The 21034-nt window shown below is 67.6% G+C and carries 26 protein-coding genes and 1 tRNA gene; 10 read left to right on the top strand and 17 right to left on the bottom strand.

What is annotated here, in order from left to right; all coding sequences use genetic code 11:
* Nucleotides 1–183 precede the first annotated feature (183 nt).
* The gene (locus tag BLS34_RS09655; RefSeq protein ID WP_093149916.1) at nucleotides 184–834 is read left to right on the top strand and encodes a polysaccharide deacetylase family protein; all 651 of its coding nucleotides are present in this window, start codon (nucleotides 184–186) and stop codon (nucleotides 832–834) included.
* A 21-nt stretch (nucleotides 835–855) separates the two neighbouring features.
* On the opposite strand, the gene BLS34_RS09650 is transcribed toward BLS34_RS09655, so the two are convergent.
* The 5 genes from BLS34_RS09650 to BLS34_RS09630 form a co-directional block, all read right to left on the bottom strand.
* Nucleotides 856–2178 carry an NAD(P)/FAD-dependent oxidoreductase gene (locus BLS34_RS09650; protein ID WP_093149915.1) on the bottom strand — a complete coding sequence of 441 codons (1323 nt, stop codon included), beginning with the start codon at nucleotides 2176–2178 and terminating at the stop codon, nucleotides 856–858.
* 302 nt (nucleotides 2179–2480) lie between these two features.
* Nucleotides 2481–3464, bottom strand: a complete 984-nt coding sequence (locus BLS34_RS09645) for a calcium/sodium antiporter (protein WP_245701951.1) — start codon at nucleotides 3462–3464, stop codon at nucleotides 2481–2483.
* A 211-nt stretch (nucleotides 3465–3675) separates the two neighbouring features.
* Nucleotides 3676–3768, bottom strand: a tRNA-Ser gene (locus tag BLS34_RS09640).
* 151 nt (nucleotides 3769–3919) lie between these two features.
* Nucleotides 3920–5065, bottom strand: coding sequence for a trans-sulfuration enzyme family protein (locus BLS34_RS09635; RefSeq protein WP_093149909.1), 1146 nt, complete (start codon nucleotides 5063–5065; stop codon nucleotides 3920–3922).
* 10 nt (nucleotides 5066–5075) lie between these two features.
* The gene (locus BLS34_RS09630; protein WP_093149907.1) at nucleotides 5076–5768 is read right to left on the bottom strand and encodes a hypothetical protein; all 693 of its coding nucleotides are present in this window, start codon (nucleotides 5766–5768) and stop codon (nucleotides 5076–5078) included.
* Between the two features lie 52 nt (nucleotides 5769–5820).
* Here BLS34_RS09630 and BLS34_RS09625 point away from each other — a divergent pair, with 52 nt between their 5' ends.
* Nucleotides 5821–6399 (top strand): helix-turn-helix domain-containing protein, encoded by a 579-nt coding sequence (locus BLS34_RS09625; RefSeq protein ID WP_093149904.1) that lies wholly within the window; start codon nucleotides 5821–5823, stop codon nucleotides 6397–6399.
* 140 nt (nucleotides 6400–6539) lie between these two features.
* Here the strand turns inward: BLS34_RS09625 and BLS34_RS09620 are convergent, their stop codons facing one another.
* Nucleotides 6540–6812, bottom strand: coding sequence for a hypothetical protein (locus BLS34_RS09620; RefSeq protein ID WP_093149901.1), 273 nt, complete (start codon nucleotides 6810–6812; stop codon nucleotides 6540–6542).
* 171 nt (nucleotides 6813–6983) lie between these two features.
* Here BLS34_RS09620 and BLS34_RS09615 point away from each other — a divergent pair, with 171 nt between their 5' ends.
* From BLS34_RS09615 to BLS34_RS09605, 3 genes are all read left to right on the top strand, one after another.
* Nucleotides 6984–7901, top strand: a complete 918-nt coding sequence (locus tag BLS34_RS09615) for a LysR family transcriptional regulator (RefSeq protein WP_245565535.1) — start codon at nucleotides 6984–6986, stop codon at nucleotides 7899–7901.
* Between the two features lie 173 nt (nucleotides 7902–8074).
* A complete protein-coding gene (gene hisD, locus BLS34_RS09610) occupies nucleotides 8075–9361 on the top strand; it encodes a histidinol dehydrogenase (RefSeq protein WP_028792729.1) in 1287 nt (428 codons plus the stop codon).
* Nucleotides 9354–10142, top strand: coding sequence for an SDR family NAD(P)-dependent oxidoreductase (locus BLS34_RS09605; RefSeq protein WP_093149900.1), 789 nt, complete (start codon nucleotides 9354–9356; stop codon nucleotides 10140–10142). The genes hisD and BLS34_RS09605 overlap by 8 nt, the downstream gene beginning before the upstream one ends.
* Before the next feature lie 87 nt (nucleotides 10143–10229).
* On the opposite strand, the gene BLS34_RS09600 is transcribed toward BLS34_RS09605, so the two are convergent.
* The 5 genes from BLS34_RS09600 to BLS34_RS09585 all read right to left on the bottom strand — a co-directional run bounded on the left by BLS34_RS09600 (nucleotide 10230) and on the right by BLS34_RS09585 (nucleotide 12806).
* Entirely contained in the window at nucleotides 10230–10418 is a 189-nt protein-coding gene (locus BLS34_RS09600) for a hypothetical protein (RefSeq protein ID WP_051243535.1), read from the bottom strand.
* A 183-nt stretch (nucleotides 10419–10601) separates the two neighbouring features.
* On the bottom strand, nucleotides 10602–10802 hold the full coding sequence (locus tag BLS34_RS25340) for a hypothetical protein (RefSeq protein WP_139189204.1): 201 nt from the start codon (nucleotides 10800–10802) through the stop codon (nucleotides 10602–10604).
* Nucleotides 10803–10815: 13 nt separating this feature from the next.
* Nucleotides 10816–11238 (bottom strand): Fur family transcriptional regulator, encoded by a 423-nt coding sequence (locus BLS34_RS09595; RefSeq protein WP_028792732.1) that lies wholly within the window; start codon nucleotides 11236–11238, stop codon nucleotides 10816–10818.
* Between the two features lie 46 nt (nucleotides 11239–11284).
* Entirely contained in the window at nucleotides 11285–11827 is a 543-nt protein-coding gene (locus BLS34_RS09590; RefSeq protein WP_028792733.1) for a cupin domain-containing protein, read from the bottom strand.
* 136 nt (nucleotides 11828–11963) lie between these two features.
* Nucleotides 11964–12806: a phytanoyl-CoA dioxygenase family protein gene (locus BLS34_RS09585; RefSeq protein WP_093149899.1), complete on the bottom strand. Its 843-nt coding sequence runs from the start codon at nucleotides 12804–12806 to the stop codon at nucleotides 11964–11966.
* A gap of 133 nt (nucleotides 12807–12939) precedes the next feature.
* On the opposite strand from BLS34_RS09585, the gene gcvA reads away from it, so the two are divergent.
* A complete protein-coding gene (gene gcvA / locus BLS34_RS09580) occupies nucleotides 12940–13842 on the top strand; it encodes a transcriptional regulator GcvA (RefSeq protein WP_093149896.1) in 903 nt (300 codons plus the stop codon).
* Nucleotide 13843: 1 nt separating this feature from the next.
* Here gcvA and BLS34_RS09575 read toward each other — a convergent pair whose 3' ends face one another.
* A complete protein-coding gene (locus BLS34_RS09575) occupies nucleotides 13844–14182 on the bottom strand; it encodes a hypothetical protein (RefSeq protein WP_139189202.1) in 339 nt (112 codons plus the stop codon).
* Nucleotides 14183–14515: 333 nt separating this feature from the next.
* Here BLS34_RS09575 and BLS34_RS09570 point away from each other — a divergent pair, with 333 nt between their 5' ends.
* Nucleotides 14516–14824, top strand: coding sequence for a hypothetical protein (locus tag BLS34_RS09570; protein WP_028792737.1), 309 nt, complete (start codon nucleotides 14516–14518; stop codon nucleotides 14822–14824).
* Between the two features lie 28 nt (nucleotides 14825–14852).
* On the opposite strand, the gene BLS34_RS09565 is transcribed toward BLS34_RS09570, so the two are convergent.
* From BLS34_RS09565 to BLS34_RS09555, 3 genes are all read right to left on the bottom strand, one after another.
* The gene (locus BLS34_RS09565; RefSeq protein ID WP_028792738.1) at nucleotides 14853–16022 is read right to left on the bottom strand and encodes an MFS transporter; all 1170 of its coding nucleotides are present in this window, start codon (nucleotides 16020–16022) and stop codon (nucleotides 14853–14855) included.
* Between the two features lie 117 nt (nucleotides 16023–16139).
* A complete protein-coding gene (locus BLS34_RS09560; RefSeq protein ID WP_093149895.1) occupies nucleotides 16140–16466 on the bottom strand; it encodes an anti-sigma factor family protein in 327 nt (108 codons plus the stop codon).
* Nucleotides 16463–17074 (bottom strand): RNA polymerase sigma factor, encoded by a 612-nt coding sequence (locus BLS34_RS09555; protein WP_175474171.1) that lies wholly within the window; start codon nucleotides 17072–17074, stop codon nucleotides 16463–16465. Before BLS34_RS09555 ends, BLS34_RS09560 begins: the two co-directional genes overlap by 4 nt.
* Nucleotides 17075–17396: 322 nt before the next feature.
* Here BLS34_RS09555 and BLS34_RS09550 point away from each other — a divergent pair, with 322 nt between their 5' ends.
* The gene (locus BLS34_RS09550) at nucleotides 17397–18653 is read left to right on the top strand and encodes a flavin-dependent oxidoreductase (protein ID WP_093149891.1); all 1257 of its coding nucleotides are present in this window, start codon (nucleotides 17397–17399) and stop codon (nucleotides 18651–18653) included.
* Between the two features lie 14 nt (nucleotides 18654–18667).
* Here BLS34_RS09550 and BLS34_RS09545 read toward each other — a convergent pair whose 3' ends face one another.
* Nucleotides 18668–19183: a PAS domain-containing protein gene (locus BLS34_RS09545; protein ID WP_093149889.1), complete on the bottom strand. Its 516-nt coding sequence runs from the start codon at nucleotides 19181–19183 to the stop codon at nucleotides 18668–18670.
* 331 nt (nucleotides 19184–19514) lie between these two features.
* Between BLS34_RS09545 and BLS34_RS09540 the strand changes: the two genes are divergently transcribed.
* Nucleotides 19515–19973, top strand: coding sequence for a PAS domain-containing protein (locus BLS34_RS09540; protein ID WP_139189200.1), 459 nt, complete (start codon nucleotides 19515–19517; stop codon nucleotides 19971–19973).
* Nucleotides 19974–19996: 23 nt separating this feature from the next.
* Here BLS34_RS09540 and BLS34_RS09535 read toward each other — a convergent pair whose 3' ends face one another.
* Nucleotides 19997–20437 carry a cupin domain-containing protein gene (locus BLS34_RS09535; RefSeq protein WP_093149884.1) on the bottom strand — a complete coding sequence of 147 codons (441 nt, stop codon included), beginning with the start codon at nucleotides 20435–20437 and terminating at the stop codon, nucleotides 19997–19999.
* A gap of 67 nt (nucleotides 20438–20504) precedes the next feature.
* Between BLS34_RS09535 and BLS34_RS09530 the strand changes: the two genes are divergently transcribed.
* Nucleotides 20505–21005 carry a GNAT family N-acetyltransferase gene (locus BLS34_RS09530; protein WP_093149883.1) on the top strand — a complete coding sequence of 167 codons (501 nt, stop codon included), beginning with the start codon at nucleotides 20505–20507 and terminating at the stop codon, nucleotides 21003–21005.
* Nucleotides 21006–21034 lie beyond the last annotated feature (29 nt).

Here is a 21034-nt window from a genome sequence, read left to right as displayed (position 1 = left end):
TAGTGCATGGCGCGGTATCCGGCCAAGGAGTGGAACCCCTGGAAAGCGTTGTCAATATGAGGTCGGCGCGGGACGCCTTTGCGCCGGCGTCCATCGGCGCGCGGCCGTTTTGCCGATCGGGGTGTTGTGCCGTGCGGCGGTCGGCGGGAAAGTAAGGGGACAGCCGCCACAAACGGATGCCCCATGTTCGATCTCACCCTCACCTTCGACAACGGCCCGGATCCGGAGGTCACGCCCCGCGTCCTCGACATCCTGCGGGCGCGCGGCCTGAAGGCGACCTTCTTCGTGGTCGGCCGAAAGCTGGAGCATCCGGACGGGCCCGGCCTGGTCCGCGCCGCGCTCGCCGACGGACACCGGATCGGCAACCACACCTATACCCACACCATTCCGCTCGGCGAGAACCTGGATCCCGACGTGGTCGAGGCGGAGATCGCCACCACCGACCGCGCGCTGCGCGACGCCGGGGCCGAGACCCGGCTGTTCCGGCCGTTCGGCGGTGGCGGCAATCTGGACGGGCGTCTGCTGCGGCGCTCGGTCGTCGACCACCTGACCGGCGAGGGCTATTCCTGCGTGCTGTGGAACGCGATCCCGCGCGACTGGGCCGATCCGGAGGGCTGGGTGGAGACCGCGCTGGCCCAGTGCAAGGCGCAGCCCTGGACACTGATCGTGCTGCACGACCTGCCCACCGGGGCGATGGACCGGCTGGAGGAGTTCCTGGACAAGGCCACGGCGCTCGGCGCCCGGTTCCGCCAGGACTTCCCGGATGCCTGCGTACCGATCCGCGACGGCCGGATCGCCGCCCCGGTGGAACCCTACATGTCGGACGCGGCCTGATCGGCCCGAGTTACGAGCCGATCAGAACTCCGCCACCTTGCCCCACGCCCCCGTGTCGAAGCGCGACAGCCGGTACTGGTCGGTGTCCACGTAGCTCGGCGTCCCGGTGACCATGTCGGCGATCATGTAGCCGGTGCCCGGGCCGATGCCGAAGCCGTGGCCGCTGAACCCGGCCGCCAGGAGGCAGCCCGGCAGGCCCGGCACCTCGCCGATCACCGGCACCCCGTCGGGCGTGCTGTCGATATAGCCGGCCCAGCTCTGGGCGATGGTGGCGTCGCGCAGCCCCGGCATCACCCTGCGGGCCCGCGCCAGGGTCTCGTTCGTCACCCGACTCGAAGGCTTCGGGTCGAGGATGCGCGCCTTCTCCATCGGCGTCGGCTGGTCCATCACCCAGCGCACCATGGTCTCGTGGCCCCAGCACATGCCTTGGAGACTGCCCGGCGAAACCGACTTCCGGCGCTTCAGCCACATCGGCATGAAGGGACCGGCGAAGCGCAGGGTCTGCAGGGTCGGATCGAGCTCGCCCCGACCGCCGATCGCCAGGGTAACGGTGCCGTCGCCGCGGCGGGTGATCGCGCTGTCCGGGGTGAAGACCGCATCGGGAATGTCCGTCGCCCCGGCGACCGACACCACGGTCGAACGGACGGTCGCCTGCGGGAAGCGGATGCCGTGCTGGCGGCAGAAGGACGAGGCCCAGGCGCCACCGGCCATGACGACCTGCGGTGTGCGGATCACCCCCTTCTCGGTGATCACGGCGCCGACCCGGCCGGCATGAGCCTCCAGCCCGCGCGCGGCACAGGTCTGGACCACCGTGCCGCCGAACTTCTCAACCCCTTTGGCGAACATCGGGGCCGCCCGCGACGGGTCGGCGGTGCCGTCGCCGGGCGACCACACCCCTCCGCGCCAGGTCTTGCCGGTGACGCCGCCGCGCTGCGCCAGTGCGGCACCGGACAACACGTGTGTCTCAACCCCCTGCCCCCTGGCGAAATCGCACCAAGCGCTCCAGGTGGCGAGTTGCTCCTCATCATCGGTCAGATAGGTCAGCCCGCAGCGGCGGAAACCCACATCCTCGCCGATCTCCCCGGGCAGCGCGTCCCACAGCGCCAGACTGCGGGTGGCCAGCGGCAGCTCGCGGGCGTCGCGGTTCTGCTGCCGGCACCAGCCCCAGTTCCGGCTCGACTGCTCGGCGCCGATCTGCCCCTTCTCCAGCAGCACCACCGACACGCCGCGCCGGGCCAAGTAATAGGCGGTGCAGGCGCCGATGATGCCGCCGCCGATGACGACGACATCGGCCTCCTGCGGCAGGATATCGGACGTCTCGATGCGAACGAGCGGCGCGGGCATGCGGATCTCCGTGGGTGGCGGGCGGCGGAGCGCGGGAGGCGGGACTGCGGAACCGGTCCGCAGCACGTCAGGCTAGAGCCAAATCCGACCATATTGAATCATTTCATGATTCAATATGGTCGGTGAATTTGTCTCTGAAACAATCAGATAGAGCAGATTCACGCACGTTGACGCGATCACGGAGTGATCCCGTCACCGCACGATCTGCTCTAGCGGGACGGCCGCGACTTCTCACCTGGTTTTCGCACCGCACAACGCCGGAGCATCGCCCCGCCGGGGCACCCCGCTCAGGCCGGTCCCTCCTACGGCCAGATCGCGTAGAGATAGCCCCCGTATCCCGCCAGCAGCAACCCGCCCTCCCGGCGACCGATCCGCAGTCCGGTATAGGCGAAGACCATCATCAGCACGGACACGCCGACCATCACCAGGTTGTCGAAGCCGACGATCTCGGCCGGCACCGTGCCGGGTGCGACCAGGGCGGTCATGCCGCCGATCCCGAGAATGTTGTAGATGTTCGAGCCGACGATATTGCCGAACGCCACGTCGCTCTGCCGCCGGATGCCGGCCATGACGGAGGTGACGAGTTCCGGCATCGACGTCCCGATCGCCACGATGGTCAGCCCGATCACCGTCTCCGAGATCTCAAGGTCGCGCGCGAGGGACACCGCGCCGTCGACCAGGAAATGGCCGCCCAGCACCACCAGCCCCAGGCCGAGGCCGGCGGTCGCCAGCGACAGCACCAGCGATCCGCCCGGCCCGGCCCCGGGCGACGCGCCGGGATCGGCGTCCTGCAGGGCCGCGCTCTTGTCGTAGACGGCGCCATGTCCGTCCGGCACGGCGACCCGTTCCTGGCGGAAGGCGAGGTAGATATAGCCGGCCAGGGCCGCCAGGAAGGCCGCTCCGATCCCCGTCCCCATCGGCATCAGCGCGGACAGCCCGGCGAAGACCGCGACCACGGCCACCATCACGCCGCCGTCCCGCTTCAGGGCGCCCGACTGCACCGCGATCGGGCAGACCAGGGCGGCGATGCCGACGATCAGCAGGATGTTGGAGATGTTGGAGCCGACGATATTGCCGTAGGCGATCCCGGGCGCTCCGGCGAGCCCGGCCTGCAGCGAGGTGACCAGCTCCGGCGTGGAGGTTCCGAACCCGACCAGCGTCAGGCCGATGACGAGCGGCGAGACGCCCAGGCGGGTGGCGACCTGAACGGCTCCGCGCACCAGCAGCTCGCCGCCAACGATCAGCAGCACTAGGCCGCCGAACAGCGGCATCCAGATTTCAAGCACGATGAATCAATCCCCCGACATCCGCACCCGGCCTCCGCCGAGCGTCGATGCCCCGCATATGGGGAGCCGCCCGCCGGCAGAGAATGGGACGGCGCGACCGTCGATCCGCTTTTATGCACAGAGCCCCGGCGGCGCACGGCGGCGGAACCCTCCGCGATCGGGAGCACGGCGGGCAAAAGAGAGAGCGGGCTGTTGGGGGTGGTGTGAGAATTGGCGGAGGGGATGGGATTCGAACCCACGGAAGGGGCATTACCCCTTCAACGGTTTAGCAAACCGCCGCCTTCAGCCACTCGGCCACCCCTCCGCCGGGAGGGCGTTCGGGGGACGGTTTCCCGACCCCCGCACGGCGTATGCGCGCCCCTTCTACGGGCCGCCGGCCGCCGCCGTCAAGCGTCCTGCATCGGCCGGACAGGGACGGGCGCCGGAAGCCCGCCTCCCGCCGCCTCGCCCGCCGCTCAGAAGTCGAGCGCCTGGGTCAGATCCTCGATCAGATCCTCCGTCGCCTCGATGCCCACCGCCAGACGGATCAGGTCGTCCGGCACCGGCGAGTCCGGACCCTCGGTGGAGCGCCGGTGCTCCGCCAGGCTCTCGGTGCCGCCCAGCGAGGTGGCGCTGGTGAACACCGCCATCCGGCGCATGGTCTCCAAGGCCGCCTCCTTGCCGCCGGCCACCCGGATCGACAGCATGCCGCTGAACCCGCCCTGCATCTGCCGGGCCGCCACCGCGTGGCCCGGATGGTCCGGCAGGCCCGGATAGAGCACATGGGTGACCTTGGGATGGGCCTGCATCGCCTGGGCGATCGCCAGGGCGTTCTCGCAGGCCTTGCGCACGCGGATGTGCAGGGTGCGCATGCCGCGCAGCAGCAGCCAGGCCTCCTGCGGACCGATCACCATGCCCAGATCCTTGCGCACCATGCGGATGCGCTGCCAGAAGTCGTCGTCGCGGGCGGTGATCAGCGCGCCGGCAAGCACGTCGCTATGGCCGTTCAGGAACTTGGTGGCCGAATGCATGACCAGGTCGGCGCCATGCTCCAGCGGCCGGGTCAGCACCGGGGTGGCGACCGTGGAATCCACCGCCAGCCGGGCGCCGGCCGCATGGGCGATCTCCGCCGCCGCGGCGATGTCGACCACGTTCCACAGCGGGTTAGCCGGGGTCTCGACCCAGACCAGCTTGGTCTCGCCTGGCCGCATGGCGGCGCGCAGGGCGTCCAGATCGCCGGCCGACACGTACTGGACCTTCAACCCCCAATGGGTGGCGAAGTCGTTCAGCCAGGCGCGCACGCCCCAGTACAGCACGTCCTGCACCACCACATGGTCGCCCGGTCCCAGCGCCAGGAAGGGGGCCGTCACCGCCGACATGCCGGAGGCTAGGACCAGCGCCTCCTCCCCGCCCTCCAGCCGGGCCAGCAGCGCCTCGACCTGGGCGTAGGTCGGGTTGTCGGTGCGGGTGTAGTTGTAGCCGGGGCCGACGATGCCGCCGGGCGGGCGCTCGAAGGTGGTGGCGCTGTGGATCGGCGGCACCAGGGCGCCGTTCTCCGGGTCGATGAACCCGAGCGCCTGGGCGGCGAGGGTCTCGGGGGCGAGCGGCCGGTTGGTCTTCATGGAACAATCCTCAAGGCGTGGATGGCGTGGGCGGCAGCGCGAAATAGCGCTGCGGCGACAGAAGGCCCGCCAGACGGGCGCGGGTCACGGTTTCCTGATGCGCGTCGGGATCGGCGATCAGCAGGGCGGTGCCGGGCGGCAGGCCGGCATCGGCCAGCAGGGCGGCCAGCGCCTCCGCCGTCTCCCGCCCCCCACCGGCCGGAAGGATCCCGGACGCCGCCGTGCGCCAGCCGGCCGACCGGACAGTGGCCGCCAGCGCGTCGGCCACCGCCCCGCGGGCCGGGCCGCCCGTCGGGGCCGGGGCGACCAGGACGATCTCCGGGCGGGACAGCCCGGCGAGCTTCTCCGCCACCTCTTCCCGCAGCGCCAGGCTCCCCTCGGCGGCGATCCTCGGGCCGAAGGCGCCATAGGCGATCACGGCGCGCGACAGGACCACGACCAACGTCCGGGGCGTGGCCCCGGCATGGGCCAGCACGGCGGCATAGGTAGGATAGTCGAGACCCAGCTCGGCGGCGCGGCGCAGGCGGATCGCCAGCACCTCGCGCGACGGCGCCGTGCGGGACTTCGCGGCCGCCTTGCGCCAGCAGAACGCGTTCCAGCTCGCCGGCGACGGCAGCGGCGGGCCGCCATTGTGGCCGAGCAGCGACTGGAACGCCGTGTCGCGCCCTCGCACATGCCTGAATTTCGGTTTGCGCCCGCGCATTCGTCTCTCGATTTCCACGATAGTGATGATATATTCCACTAATGAGGAATCAATGACAAGAGACGATCCGGCGCTCGACCTGGCGGCCCTGGGTCTGCGGATCCGGGCCATGCGCAAGGTCCAGTCCCTGACCCTGGCGGAGCTCGCCGGACGGGCCGAGATCAGCCTCAGCATGCTGTCTTCGGTCGAACGCGGCGAGAAGGCGGCGACCGTCCTGGTGCTGCACCGCATCGCCACGGGCCTCGGCACCTCCATCGCCCGGCTGGTGGAGGACGAAAGCCCGGCCCGCGCCGTGGTGCTGCGCCGGAGCGATCAGGTCGTGGTCCCTGGACCCGGCGACTGGACCCGGCGGATCCTCTCACCGGTCATTCCCGGCGTCGAGTTCGAGATGATGCAGACCACGATTCCACCCGGGGTCGATACCGGTACCTATGGCCCGCATCCGGCCGGCTCGCACGAGTATCTGATGGTGGAGGCCGGGACGCTGACCCTTACCCTGGACGCGGAAACCCACCGGCTGGGGGCCGGCGACTCGATCTATTACGACGGCGCCTGCCGCCACGGTTACCGCAACGACGGCGAGGCGCCCTGCCGGTATGTCCTGGCGATGATGGTCCGGCGGCCGCGGTGATAGCAAAATCGGTGATGGCGAAACCGGTGATGGCGAAACCGGCGACGGCAGAAACCGGCGACGGCAGAAACGGCAGCGGCGCCATCGAGGGATGACGCCGCGCGATCGTTCGTTGGGGCCCGGTGCCCCGTCGGGGCCGCTCAGGCCCGCATCATGTCGCCGCAGTCGCCGCAGCCGAGCTTGGTGGAGGCGCGGCGGCCGAGCGCCGACCGGGCCGTGGCATAGAGCCAGCGGCCGGCTCCCAGGGTCATCGCTGCGATCGCCTGGGACCGCAGCAGGCGGCCATGGCTGACGGCCCGGTCGATAACCTTCGGCGGGATAGCGGCGGTGCTCCAGCGGTCGGTCCCGGCAGCCTCGGTCACACCGGCCGCTGCCGCGCCGCTCTGGACATGCGTCAAGTCGATGCTGGTCATCTCTACCTCCGTGAATACGGTGCCTGGAAATGCTCTCGGCGCCGTGTGAGACCGAGATGTAAAACTTTTCAGGGGGTATTTAATCAAGTAAGATGGCACCGAATTCATGCTCCGGATGAATTAATTCTGGACGGTTAAGGGGATGGTTCCGCTATGGACGTACTGACCGGAATGTCGATTTTCGCGGCCGTTGTGGAGAACAACAGCCTGGCGGGGGCGGCACGGCACATGAACCTGTCGCCGTCGGTCGTCTCCAAGCAGCTTTCCGCTCTGGAGGACCGGCTCGGCGTGCGGCTGCTGAACCGCACGACGCGGCGGGTGAGCCTGACCGAGGTCGGCTCCGCCTATTACGACCGATGCAAGCGGATCCTCGCCGATGTGGATGAGGCCGAGGCGGCGGTGACCACGGCACATAGCTCGCCGCGCGGGCTGCTGAAGATCACGGCCCCCTCGACCTTTGCGCACCGCCACGTCGCCCCGCACCTGCCCGGCTTCCTCGACCGCTTCCCCGAGGTGCAGGTGCAGCTGCTGGTGGCCGACCGCCTGGTCGATCTGGTGGAGGAAGGTGTCGATCTCGCCATCCGCATCGCCCAGCTCAAGGACAGCTCGCTGATCGCGCGCAAGCTCGCCCCGAACCACCGCAAGCTGGTCGCCTCGCCGACCTATCTGGAGAAGTGGGGTGTGCCGGCCAAACCGGAGGACCTGTCGGACCACGCGCTCATCACCCTGCAGCCGGGCAGCCCGATCAACGACTGGCACTTCCGCGTCGACGGCGAGGAGAAGATCGTGCGCGCCCGCGGCACCATCGCCACCAATCACGGGGATTCGATTCTGGCCCTGGCCCTGTCCGGCGCCGGCCTGACCATGCTCGCCGCCCATGTGGCGGGCGAATACGTGCAGGACGGCCGGCTGGTCTCGGTACTCGACGACCTGGTCAGCGAGGACGTGCCGATCTACGCCGTCTACCCGTCGAACCGGCACCTGTCGCCCAAGGTCCGCGCCTTCGTCGACTATCTGGTGGAGATGTACGGCCCCCGCCCCTACTGGCTCGACCGCACCGCCACCCGCGGCCGGGACGCCGCCGAGTAAGGTTTCGGGAACACCCTCTCCAAACGCACAGCCCGGCACAAGGCCGGGACGTGACGGAAGGGAAAAAGGGTAAAGAGACGCCGCCTCCGTCCGCCAAGATGGCCGGTTGAAATCCCCGCGCTGCAGGGGCACCGTCCTCCACGACATAACGAGACCCGTGGAGGACGACGACGATGGCCCGCTGGCTGAAGACCGCCCGCTCTGATGAGGAACGCCAGGAGGACGACGCCAAGGTGCGCGCCGTCGTCGAGGCGACGCTGGCGGATATCGCCAAGCGCGGCGACGCCGCCGTACGCGCGCTGTCGGAGAAGTTCGACAAGTGGTCGCCCGACAGCTTCAAGCTGAGCGAGGCGCAGATCGAGCAGGCCCTGGCCGAGCTCGATCCGTCCGATCTCGACGACATCCGCTTCGCCCAGACCCAGATCCGCACCTTCGCCGAACACCAGAAGGCCGCCCTGCAGGACATCGAGGTGGAGACCATGCCGGGCGTCATGCTCGGCCATAAGAACATCCCGGTGAATGCGGTCGGCTGCTACGTGCCCGGCGGCAAGTACCCGCTGGTCGCGTCGGCCCATATGAGCGTGGTGACCGCCAAGGTCGCCGGCGTGAAGCGCATCATCACCTGCGCCCCGCCCTATCAGGGCCGCCCGAACCCGGCGATCGTCGCCGCCCAGCATCTCGGCGGGGCCGACGAGATCTACTGCATCGGCGGCATCCAGGCGGTGGGCGCGATGGCGCTCGGCACCGAGACCATCGGCGGCGTCGACATGCTGGTCGGGCCGGGCAACGCCTTCGTCGCCGAGGCCAAGCGCCAGCTCTTCGGCCGGGTCGGCATCGACCTGTTCGCCGGGCCGACCGAGACCCTGATCGTCGCCGACGAGACGGTGGACGGCGAGATCTGCGCGGTCGACCTGTTGGGACAGGCCGAGCACGGCCCGACCTCTCCGGCGATCCTGGTGACCAATTCTGAGAAGCTGGCCCGCGATACCATGGCCGAGGTGGAGCGCCAGCTTAAGACCCTCGCCACGGCGGAGATCGCCGCCCAGGCCTGGCGCGACTACGGCCAGGTGATCGTCTGCGAGGATCTGGCCGAGATGGCCAAGGTGGCCGACGAGATCGCCAGCGAGCACGTGCAGATCATGACCGCCGACGACGACTATTTCCTGAACACCATGACCAATTACGGCGCCCTGTTCCTCGGCCCGCGCACCAACGTCTCCTATGGCGACAAGGTGATCGGCACCAACCACACGCTGCCGACCATGAAGGCGGCGCGCTACACCGGCGGCCTTTGGGTCGGCAAGTTCATGAAGACCTGCACCTACCAGCGGGTGCTGACGGACGAGGCCAGCGTCAAGGTCGGCGAGGTCTGCTCGCGGCTCTGCGCCCTGGAGGGCTTCGCCGGGCACAAAGAGCAGGCCGATATCCGCGTGCGCCGCTATGGAGGCAGGAATGCCTGAGCAGACGGGCGACGACAGGCCGATCCGGGTCGCCCACCGCTTCCGCCTGGACGGCAAGCGGGTGCTGGTCACCGGCGCCGGCAAGGGGCTGGGGGCGGCCTGCGCCGAGGCGATCGCCGAGGCCGGGGCGCATGTGATCCTGCTGAGCCGCTCCTCCGAACCGCTGGAACGGGTGAAGGCGAAAATCGAGGCGCAGGGCGGCTCGGCCGACACGGTGGTGCAGGACGTCACCGACATCGCCGGAACCCAGGCCGCAATCGCCGCGCTCGGGCCGGTGGACGGGCTGGTGAACAACGCCGGCTCGAACCAGCCGGAGCCGTTCACCCAGGTCTCGGTGGAGACCTATGACCGGCTGTTCGGCGTGAACGTGCGCGCCTGCTTCTTCGTCGCCCAGGCGGTGGTGACGGGGATGATCGACGCCGGCATCAAGGGGACGATCGTCAACATGTCGTCCCAGATGGGCCATGTGGGTGCGCCGAACCGCACGGTCTACTGCGCCGGCAAGCACGCGGTGGAGGGCTTGACCAAGGCGATGGCCTGGGACCTGGGCGGCCACGGAATCCGGGTGAACACGGTCTGCCCGACCTTCGTGGAGACGCCGCTGACACGGCCGTTCTTCGAGGATCCGGCGTTCAAGGCCGACACCCTGTCGCGGCTCGCGCTGGGAGAATTGGGGCAGCTGGAGGACGTTGCGGCGGCGACGCTCTACCTGATCTCGCCGGCATCGGGGTCCGTGACCGGGTCGTCGGTGATGGTCGACGGCGGCTGGACGGCGCGGTGACCCAATTCTCCAGCAGCATATCGTCGCCCCGGCGTACGCCGGGATGACGGGTATCATCGGTTAGACCGCCCGGGCTTAACTGCCGCCTCAGCCCCGGCGGTCGGCGTCCGCGTCGGTGCCGGCGATGACACCGCCATAGACGGCACCGACGGTGCCGGACACGGCATGGGTCGGACGGCCGGCCATCTCGCTGGCGGCCTGCTGCTGCTCGACGGACCAGCGGACCTGGAACTCGTCGTGATACTTGACCTTGTAGTAGCTCTGATAGGTGGCCACCGGTATCTCCATCGCTGGGGTGTTACCTTTGAGGGTGTTACCCAGGAAGATGCGTCGGGTCCGGGCGCGCTTCCAGCGCAGATGCCGCAATGCAGCATTGCTGTGCCCGCATCATTGAACGCCGAAAAGCCGGCTTTCGGCCGGCTCGGTTAATAATTCAAAGATGACGGGACGGAACCCCGCTCAGGGCAACCAGTCGGCGATGACGTAGGGAACGCGGTCGCGCGGCACCTCGGGATGATGCCAGGTATAGACCTTCTGCGCCGCCTCGAAGGCCACGCGCTCATCGGCGCCGTTCTCGCGCATCTGCGCGTAGGTACGTGTAACCGCCTGGTGACAGGCGGCACTGGGGCTACAGGCGACGATCTCTCGTACGTCCGTCATGATGGCTTCCGACTCAGTGCTGCTTTTTCCGGCGGGTGCCGAACAGCTCCAGATGATGATCCACAAGATCGAAGCCGAGGTCGCGGGCGATCCGCTTCTTCAGGTCTTCGAGTTCCTGATTATAAAACTCCAGAACCTCGCCGGTCTCAACATCAATCATATGATGATGGTGGTCTTCCGGGCCGGATTGCGGCTCGTAGCGGGCCCGGCCGTCGCCGAAATCCCGCTTGGAGACGATATCCATCTCCTCGAACAGCTTCATCGTGCGGTAAATCGTCGCCATGGAGATCGTCGGATCGACCTCCTTGACCCGATCGTACAGCGCTTCGGCATCGGGATGATCCTCCGCCGCCGACAGCACGCGGGCGATCACCCGGCGTGGCTCGGTCATGCGCAGCCCGCGCTTGGCACACAGATCCTCGATCCGCGTTTCCACGGCGTCTGTGTCCTTTACCGGAATCTGAACCGCCACTGGCCCGTCCTCAGCCTGCCCCAACACTCTGGATAACCTCGGCCTTGCCGGCCTTCATGTCGAACTTCAACCGGTCGACGGTGCCGAGGTCGGTGCCGGTGACGCGCACGAAGCGCGCGCCCTCCGGATAGTCGATCGCATGGATCGCGCCCACGTCATATAGGCCGGCATGGCCCGGCGTCAGGCGGTAGGTCTTCACTTTTTCGATCGAGGCCTCGCCGGCACCCGCGCCGCCATCGACACGGCGGTACTCGCTCATGTCGGTGTACTTGGTCGCCTGACCGTAGATCGCCCAGGAAGAGCCGTGATCATGCGGCGGCGACTGGCGCGGCGCGTCGTTGATATGGGCCAGCACGACGAAATCGAAGTCCGGATCGCGATAGATCTGGTGCACTCCGATTTCGGCCTGGGGGCCGCAGGTCTGCTCGACGAATTCTTTGTTCTGCAGCAGCTTCTCGAGCTGCGCGCGGATCCGCTCCCTGCCGGCCGGGCCGGAATCGGCCGACAGCGCATCGTGAGCGTCCTGGCAGAACTGTTCAAAGGAATAGGCCATCTCAGCGTCCTGGAAGGGAAAACCGCATCGCTTCCCAAACCCTACGCCAACCGGCGCCATGCCTCAACAGAGTTGAGGCAATGGGTGCGATAGCGGATCCCTATGGGTCGCCGAGACGGCCGGTTCCCCGGCGCTCCTAAACCGCGGTATGCGCCGGTTTTCCGGCCACGCCCTTGTAGAGAACGCCCTGGCGGAAGGCCATGATCCGGGCATGCTCGGCCCGGGCGGCGGCGTCCATGTCGGCGGCCGGCGGGGTCTCGTGGATGAAGTTGCCATGGGTGTCGCTGCCCCGGCACAGCAGGGCGGCATCCTTGTCGCCGTTGATCTGACGCACATGCGGGGCGACATAGCGGATGGCGACGCCGATGCGCCGGTCGTCGCTCTCGTTCGGCTTGCTGGCATGGGCGACCAGCACGTGGTGCAGGGACATCTCGCCCGGCGCCAGCGGCATGGCCACCGCCTCCTCCTCGTTCACCTCGACCGCCATCTCCTGGCCGCGGGTCAGCAGGTTCTCCTTGGCGAGAGTGTCGCGGTGCTCGATCTGCTGCCACTTCTGGCTGCCGGGGATCACCTTCATGCAGCCGCTTTCCAACGTCGCCGGCGACAGGGCGATCCAGGCGGTGACCACGTCCGGTCGGTCCAGCCCCCAATAGGTGGCGTCCTGGTGCCAGGACACGAAGCTCGGGTTCTGCGCGTCCTTCACGAACAGCGAGGTGCCCCAGCACAGGATGTCGGGTCCGAGCACGTCCTCCACCGCGTCGAGCACCTTCGGGTGCTGGACCAGGTCGGAGACCCAGGTCTGCAAAAGATAGAGCTTCTGGCCCTTGGACAGCTCGTACCAGCCGCCATTGGCGGTCTCGTAGGCCTCGAAGCGCCGGCGGAAGGACGCCGCGTCCGCCGAGTCCATCACCCGGATAGGAAAGGCGTAGCCGTCGCTGTGGTAGCGGTCGATCGCCGCCTGATCGAGCATCTTGCCCATGGCCTTCTCCCTTGTCGCATGTCTCTCGCCGCCTCGCCTGAGCAGCGTTCATCTTTCAGCCCAGTATGCGGATCGGATTTCGCGGCGACAAATGATACTATTACAGCAGTCGACTGAGGAATTTTGACCTGATATGGATACCCTCCCTCCCCTGACCGCGCTGCGCGCCTTCGAAGCGGTGGCCACGCGGCTGAGCGTGAAGGCAGCGGCCGAGGCGCTGTCGATCACCCCCTCGGCGCTGTCGCACCAGCTCCGCGTCCTGGAGGAGGCGCTCGGCCTGAAGCTGTTCCATCGGCTGAACCGGCGGCTGCTGCTGACCGACGCGGGGCAGGTGTATTTCTCCAAGATCGCCCCGGCCTTCGAGACCCTGCGCGCGGCCACCGCCGAGATCGCCGAGCGCGGCCAAGCCGATACGCTGGTGGTCACCGCCCCCGCCAGCTTCGCCGAGATCTGGCTGCTGCCCCGCCTGCCGCGCTTCCTGGCGGAACACCCGGAGGTGGATCTGCGGATCGAGGCGACGTCGCGGCCGATCGACTACGGGCGCGAGGCGGTCGATGCCAGCATCCGCTACGGCATGGGCCCCTGGCCGGGACTCGAGAGCCGACGGCTGGTCTCGGAACGGCTGGTGGCGCTCTGCGCGCCGGCGCTGGTGCACGGGCGCGATCGGATCCGCACCCCGGCCGACCTCGCGCGCCAGACCCTGATCCATTCCGACCAGCGGCTGACCGGATGGACGGCCTGGCTGCGCCGGCACAAGCTCGTCGGCCTGCGCGGGTCCCGCAACCTGCGCTTCTCGCAGTCTGCACACTCGCTGCGGGCCGCGGTCCAGGGGCTGGGGGTGGTGCTGGAGAACCGGATCATGGCCCAGGACGCGCTGGCGTCGGGCGCGCTGGTGGAACCCTTCGCCGACCTGGCACCGGTGGACGAAGGGGTGGCCTATCACCTGGTGGCGCCGCCGGACCGCATGGCGATGCCGAAGGTCCGGGCGCTGGTCGCATGGCTGGAGGCGGAGGCTGAAACCCCACCCCGGCCCTGACTTAATCCATGAAACAGACGCGGATCAGCGAATCGCCGCGATACAGGGCGGCGGCGAAGCGGTGGTTGCCGTCCTGGATGCGGCCGTCGCGCAGGGTCAGCGAGCAGCCGTCGCGGGCGACGTTGCGGACCAGCCAGGCGACCCGTCCGGCATGTTCGGCCGCCGGCACCGGCGCGTTCGGATCGCGGCCGTCATCCGGCTCGATCAGATCGTCATTGGCCAGATGATGGTCGATCAGGGCGTCATCGACCGTCACATCCCCGGCCCAGCGCGGGAAACCCGCGATCCCGGCCAGCGCCTTCACCTCGTCGACCGGCAATGTCGCCAAACGAATAGCCATAACCCCGTGCCTCCCCCACAACAGGCGCGTCGGACGAAAAAGCGCCGCTCGACCGGCAGAGAGCCAGAGGCGACGCATCCCGAAAATGTACGTAAGCCGCAAAGACCGACCCGTGCCGACCCAGCCTTGGCGACGAGGGTCATGTAGCGGAAAATCACGACAGAAAAAACTATAAATCCGACGTCCCATGTCGCGCTTGGAGCATCGGCGTCGCGGATGAGCTAACCGTTTGGTAACGAAGCGCTTATATGATGATGTCGGCCCTTGGAAACGGGGGCCGGCTTTCGTGTTTTTTGGGCCGGGATTGGGCCCCTGAAGATAAGGACGCAGATCATGCCGCAGGGAGCCGAGAGCCTGCACGTCGCCGGGGCCGGAAACGTCGACCCGTTTCTGCTGGCGATCGTATGCGTGATTTTCGTCATCGGCGCCGTGGTGCCGATCGCCGCCGCCATCCTGTCGAGCATGCGCGACGACCGGGAGGCCAAGCGCGCCGCCCTCGCCGACCAGCAGGTCAGCAACCCGGTGGCCGAGAATGTCGTCGTCGCCGTCGACGTGGTCGAACTGGAGCCGGTCGCTCCGGAGATGTTCGCCGACGTCGCCAACGACCAGCCGCACCTCAAGGCGGCCGGCGGCACGCGCTGATCCGGCGCCGACCGAAGCCGGCGCCGGTTCAGAACCGGCGCGGCAGGTAGGTCGACAGCCAGGCCGTCGCCAGCAGCAGCACGCCCAGGGCGATGAACACCGACGACAGCGGAAAATACAGCAGCAGCAGCGCATAGACCGCCGCCGGCAGAAGCTGCGACACCTCGATATAGGTGCGGAAGACCGAGGTCATCTCGGAGCGCTCATAGGCATGGACCGAGCGCAGGAACGGGATGTTGCCCAGCGCGTCCAGGGTCATCGCCCCGGCGGATCCGACGAAGAACAGCAGCGCCACAATCGCCGGCGAGGGCCGGATCGCCCCGGCGATCAGGCAGATCGCCCCGGTGAAGATGAAGGCGAGGATGATCACCCGCCGCATTCCCAGTTCCCGCGCCAGCCTGCCCGCCAGCGGGGCGGCGAACAGCATCCCCTGCCCGGCCGACAGCATCATCGCCGACAGCATCTCGTCGCCGCCGTATTTGGCGATATAGAGCGGCGGATAGACGAAGAACGCCGCCCAGTAGGAACTGCGCGCGAAGGGAATCGCCCAGGCCAGCCGCAGGCGCGGCTGCGCCAGGTAGCGGCGGATGTTGGCCCAGGGGGTGGGCGGCCGCCGCTTGGCCGGCGCCACCCGCGGGTCCTCACGCATCCGCAGCACCCAGAAATAGGCCAGCGCGATCACCGCGAAGACGGCGCTGGGCAGGCAGACCGCCTCCAGCCCGAAGGTCTTGTACAGATAGATCCCGAGCCCCGGCCCGGTGAACCAGGCCACGCCCATGAAGGCGAGACGCCGCGGTTCGGCGGTGACGAAATCCTTCCGGGCGATGTAGTCGAGGATATAGAGGTTGAGGGAGATGTTGACGCAGACCACGGCCAGCGCACGGAACTGCAGCGCGCCGACGAAGGGAACGACAGTCTCCGCCAGCATCAGCAGCGGCGCCATGAACATGAAGACGCAGCCGGCGCTGAAGATCCACTTGCGGCGGATCACCCGGATCACCACCGGCACCGCGAAGCTCGCCAGCAGGGCCACCACCCCGATCACCGTGTAGGCGATGCTGACGTCCCTGGCGGATTCCAGAAGCCGGTAGGCCTCCAGCGGAATCACGCCGGCGACCAGGGCCCGCGAGAAGGCCTCGGTCGCGGACAATGTGGCGAAGACCGTCGCACCGGGTCGGTCGACAACCCGAAGCCACATGGGGAAGCGGATTTCCAAAACCTATGCCCTGCGGTGAACCGGCCCTGTTAAGGTTCCAGTATCAAACGCAACGGCGCCGCGCGCATCCCCTTACACCGCCGAAACCGCATGAAAATGCTAGGGTGTCTTGCGACCTGCCTCGGCGTCCCGGGCGGCCAGGATGGCGGCGACCAGATCCTCCGGAATCGCGTCCAGCGCCTCGGCCTCGGGCCGGGTCAGCGTGTCGGCCGCCATGTCCCGCACCTTGCGGTAGGCGGCGACATACCGCAGGCAGACCGGACAGGTGCGCATGTGGAAATCGACCGTCGCCCGCGCCACCGGTCCCAGCTCGCCGTCGATATAGGCGTCCACCAGCGCCTCGAACTGGGCACAGGTCAGCAGCCCCGGCAGCCGGGCCTCCAGCCAGTGCTGGATGCGCCATCTGAGCTTGCGACGCGTGATCATGCCGTCCCCAACTCGTCCCACAGGGGTTCGACCAGCGTCTTCAGCGCCGCGCGGGCACGGTGCAGCCGAACCTTCAACGCTCCCTCCGCGACCCCCACCATCTCGGCCGCTTCCCGGGTGCTGTATCCCTCAATGTCGCGAAGGAGCAGAACGATACGGTAGCCGTCGGGCAGTTCGTCGATTTTCTGCCGCATATACACCCGGATCCGGGCCGCCTCCAGGGCATCCTCCGGATTGCGGATCTCGGTGCGCGGCTCGCCGAGCCGGATCCCGTCGGGATCGAAGGCCGGCAGAAGCTCGTCGATCGAGGTTTCCGCCAGCCGTTTGTTGGCGCGCAGCCGCATCAGGCAGGCATTGACCGTGATCCGATGCAGCCAGCCGCCGAGCGACCCGGTCGGCTCGAACCGACCGATCGCCCGGTGCACCGACAGAAAAGCGTCCTGCAGACAGTCCTGGGCGGTGGCCTCGTCGCGCACCATGCGCCGGGCGACGGCGAGCATCCGCGCACCGTGCTCGCGCACCAGCCGTTCGAAGGCGACGCGCTCTCCTGCCTGCAGTGCGGCGACGAACGCCCTCTCGTCTGTCGGGTCGCCGCCCGTGCTCTCCATGCCCCTGATCTCCCGGCGCCGGTCGCCGCCCTTAGCCGGGCCATCCCCGTTCCGATCGCCTTCTAGCATGGCGCGCGCCAGCCCATCGATCATCCATGGCGGCCGATCATCTGGATTTGATCCACATCAAGGCCGATCCGCCACGGCGTTCCTAGAGTTTCGCGCAAGGGTGGACGGAACGCAGGAGGCTCGGCTCCCCGCCTCCGTCGCGGAGGTCGAGGGGCGCGGAGTCGGCAACATCGAGACCGTGACAGGGGGCCATGGGCTCGGCAAGACTGTCGGCTCCGCCGCCGGGCGGGAGGCAAAGCAAGGGAGTGCGCGCATGAAGGCAATCATCATCGGCGGCGGCATCGGCGGCCTCGCCACCGCGCTCAGCCTCCACGAACAGGGCATCGACGCCCATGTCTACGAGCAGTCGATGACGATCCGCGAGCTCGGCGTGGGCATCAACACCCTGCCCCACGCGATCAAGGAGCTCGCCGCATTGGGCCTGCTCGACAGGCTCGACGCCATCGGCATCCGCACCTACGAGCTGATCTACCAGAACCGCTTCGGCCAGGAGATCTGGCGCGACCTGCGCGGCACCGATGCCGGCTACGACTTCCCGCAGTTCTCGATCCATCGCGGCAAGCTGCAGGCCGTCCTGCTGGAGGCCGTGCGCGAGCGGCTGGGCGACGACCATGTGCATACCGGACACCAGATCACCGGCTTCGAGGATGACGGCGGCACCGTGACCGCGCGTTTCGAGCGGCGCGACACCGCCACGAAGGTGACGGTGACCGGCGACGTGCTGATCGGCTGCGACGGCATCCATTCCAAGGTGCGCGAGACGTTCTATCCCGACGAGGGACCGCCGAGCTGGAACGGGCTGATGCTGTGGCGCGGGGCCGTGGAGGGCGAGCCGTTCCTGACCGGAAAGTCGATGATCATCGCCGGCGGCATGAACGCCAAGTTCGTCTGCTATCCGATCTATAACGACCCGGACACGCCGGACAAAACCCTGATCAACTGGGCCGTGGTCGCACGGCTGGGCGACGGCACCCGTCCGCCGCCGAGACGCGAGAACTGGAGCCGGCTCGGCGATCGGGCCGACGTGATGCAGTATGTGGACGGCGTGTTCGAGTTGGATCTGATCGATCCGGTGGACCTGATCACCAAGACCGTCGATTTCTACGAGTTCCCGATGTGCGACCGCGACCCGGTCGACCGCTGGTCGTTCGGCCGGGTCACCCTGCTCGGCGACGCGGCCCATCCGATGTACCCGGTCGGCTCCAACGGGGCCAGCCAGGCGATCCTGGATGCCCGCTGTCTCGCGCCGCTGCTGGCGACGTGCGGCGGCGACGTGGAGGGCGCGCTGAAGACCTACGAGGCCGAACGCCTGCCAACGACGGCGGAGATCGTGCGCACCAACCGAGGCGGCGGTCCGGAGGGGGTGATCGACCTGGTCGAGGAACGGGCACCGGACGGGTTCACCGCGCTGGACCAGGTCGCCAGCCGGGAGGAACTGGAAGCGATCGTGCGCGGCTATGCCACGCTCGCCAAGTTCAGCCAATCGGACGTTAACCGCGCCCGGGGATAGGTCGGCGGCCCGCGTCAGGTCCCGACGCGTTGGCCGAAACTGGCCGGATCGTAGATCAGGCAGTACCTGTCGCGTTTTGTCCCGTCGCTGCTGAGCGGCAGGATCAGGCGCATGTAGGCCCAGCGCCGGTTGCGCGAGCCGACGAACTCGTGACGGGCAAGGCTCGGCTCTCCCGCCTCCAGGGTCGTCTGCAGCCGCTCCCTCACGCCCGCATATTCCTCGTCACGGTAGATATCCAGCATCCGGGTACCGGTCATCGAACGGCCATGCCCCTGGTCCATGAGGGTGGCGGACAGCCGGATCACCCAGTCCTCTATCTTGGGGTCCCAATCGACCAGGCTGATCCCCTTGATCGCCTCCACCGGCATCTCCACCGGATCGATGGTGGCCGGAAGCCGGTCGGCCGAGTGCTTGCGCCACACCGCAAGGCAACGGGCGAGGGTCGGGTAGCCGTCGATGTCCTCCAGAGCCACGGGCACATGGAGCCTCGGCATCGTCAGCAGGCGTTCGTTCAGGTTGTGCAATGGCATAAGCGAGGTCCCGTACCGTTGAGACGCACCGTTCTGAAAGTAGAGTTGCATCTGTACATCCGCTATCGCAAGCGGATTACCCTGTACCGCTTTCGGATTTCAATACGGCGGCCAGCGACGCTCGGATTAGCCCGATATAGCCAGAAAAAGACCAGGGGGTATGCGGCGTTCGCCCAAAACGATAGACCGGTTAATGGATTATTAACGGGTATTCAGCCATACTCTTAAATGCACGCACGTCCTATACTTGCGAAAGTACTTATTGGAAATGTGGCCGAAGCCAGAAAACGAAGACAGCAACTTCTTTAGGCTGCCTAGTGTGCATATCCCGATGCCCATCGGGAAAATCAACGACTATCCGGTCCTGGCTGCGTGTCTTGAGGCGTGGCGCCCGACAGCGGCGAATGGATTTCCGCAGTCCATCGATCCGCTCGACATGCCGCCGGCTGCCATCAAGGCCATCAGTCTGGTCGAGTGGAGCGATGAGCACGGCGACTGGGTCCTGCGGCTCTCCTCAACGCTGATCGACGAGTCCCACGGGCGATCGATGCGGGGCACGACCTTTTCGGAGGCTTTCGTGCCGGAGGATCTGGCCAAGGTGCATGCCCGGCTCAATGAGATTATGCAGCGGGGCGAGCCGGATCTCGGCCAGCATGAGTTCTACGACACCAGGGATCGTGTCTGGTCGTTCGTGCGGTTGATCCTACCGCTGAGCAGCGACGGCGTGAAGCGCGACCGCTACTGCCTGATCTACGACCCCGAGACCTTCGGCCGGCGCATCGGCACCTGAGGCCTGGACGCCGTCCCGACTGGTCACGGCGGCGGCAGGAACTCCACCTCGTACTGGGCCGCCAGACGCACCACCTCGGCCGGATCGGCGACGTTGTGGATCTTCTCGAAAAGCTGACGCAGGGAGCGCGCCGGCGACACCCAGAACAGCGCCTTCACGTCCTTGCCGGAATTGTTGAAGATGCCGTGCGGGATGCCCATCGGCATGTGGATCAGGTCGCCTGTCACCGCCTGTGCCTTCCGGCCATCCAGAACCAGATCGAAGGTACCCTCCAGCATGTAGATGAACTCGTCCTGGGCGGCATGAATGTGCGTCGGCACGAAGGTGCCGTGCGGGAACAGCGTCTCGAAGGTGAAGCAGCTCTCGCTTTCCTGCTTCGGCTTGTAGGTCTGCCCGAGGATCGACCAGACGACGCCGTCCACCCCTTCACCGGCGGGCGTGATCCCCGCTTCCATCACCGTCATGATCTGTCCTCCCGTTTCGTTCGGTGGCAGGATTGAACCATCGAAGTCCCGCTTCCGGAAGCCCGCGATGACCGCTGTGACCATCCGCCCGTCGGAGCCCTCCGACATCACCGTCATCACCGAAATCTACGCCCATCACGTCCGGCACGGCACAGCGTCCTTCGAGGAGGAGGCGCCGGGCGAGCCGGAGATGGCGGAACGCCGCGCCGGGATCCTGGAGGCGGGCTTCCCCTACATCGTCGCCGAGCGCGACGGGGCGGTGGTCGGCTACGCCTATCTCAGCAAGTACCGTCCCCGCTCGGCCTACCGCTTCACCGTGGAGAACTCGATCTACATCGCCCACGATGCCATCCGGCAAGGCATCGGCCGGGCCTTGATGGCCGAACTCGTGCGGATCGCCGAGGCCGGACCCTGGAAGCAGATGATGGCGGTGATCAGCGATCCGGCCTCCGGTTCGGAGGCGATGCACGCCGCCTTCGGCTTCCGCAAGGTGGGGCACATGGAGAAGATCGGCTTCAAGTTCGGCCAGTGGATCGACGTGGTCGTCATGCAGCGGGCCACCGGCTGATCGCACCGAACGGTCACCCCTGCTGACCC

It is taken from the genome of Thalassobaculum litoreum DSM 18839 (genome assembly GCF_900102465.1).
In the GTDB taxonomy this organism is placed as follows: domain Bacteria; phylum Pseudomonadota; class Alphaproteobacteria; order Thalassobaculales; family Thalassobaculaceae; genus Thalassobaculum; species Thalassobaculum litoreum.
Note: the sequence above shows the minus strand (reverse complement) of the source record. Positions and strands in the feature narration are given on the sequence as shown.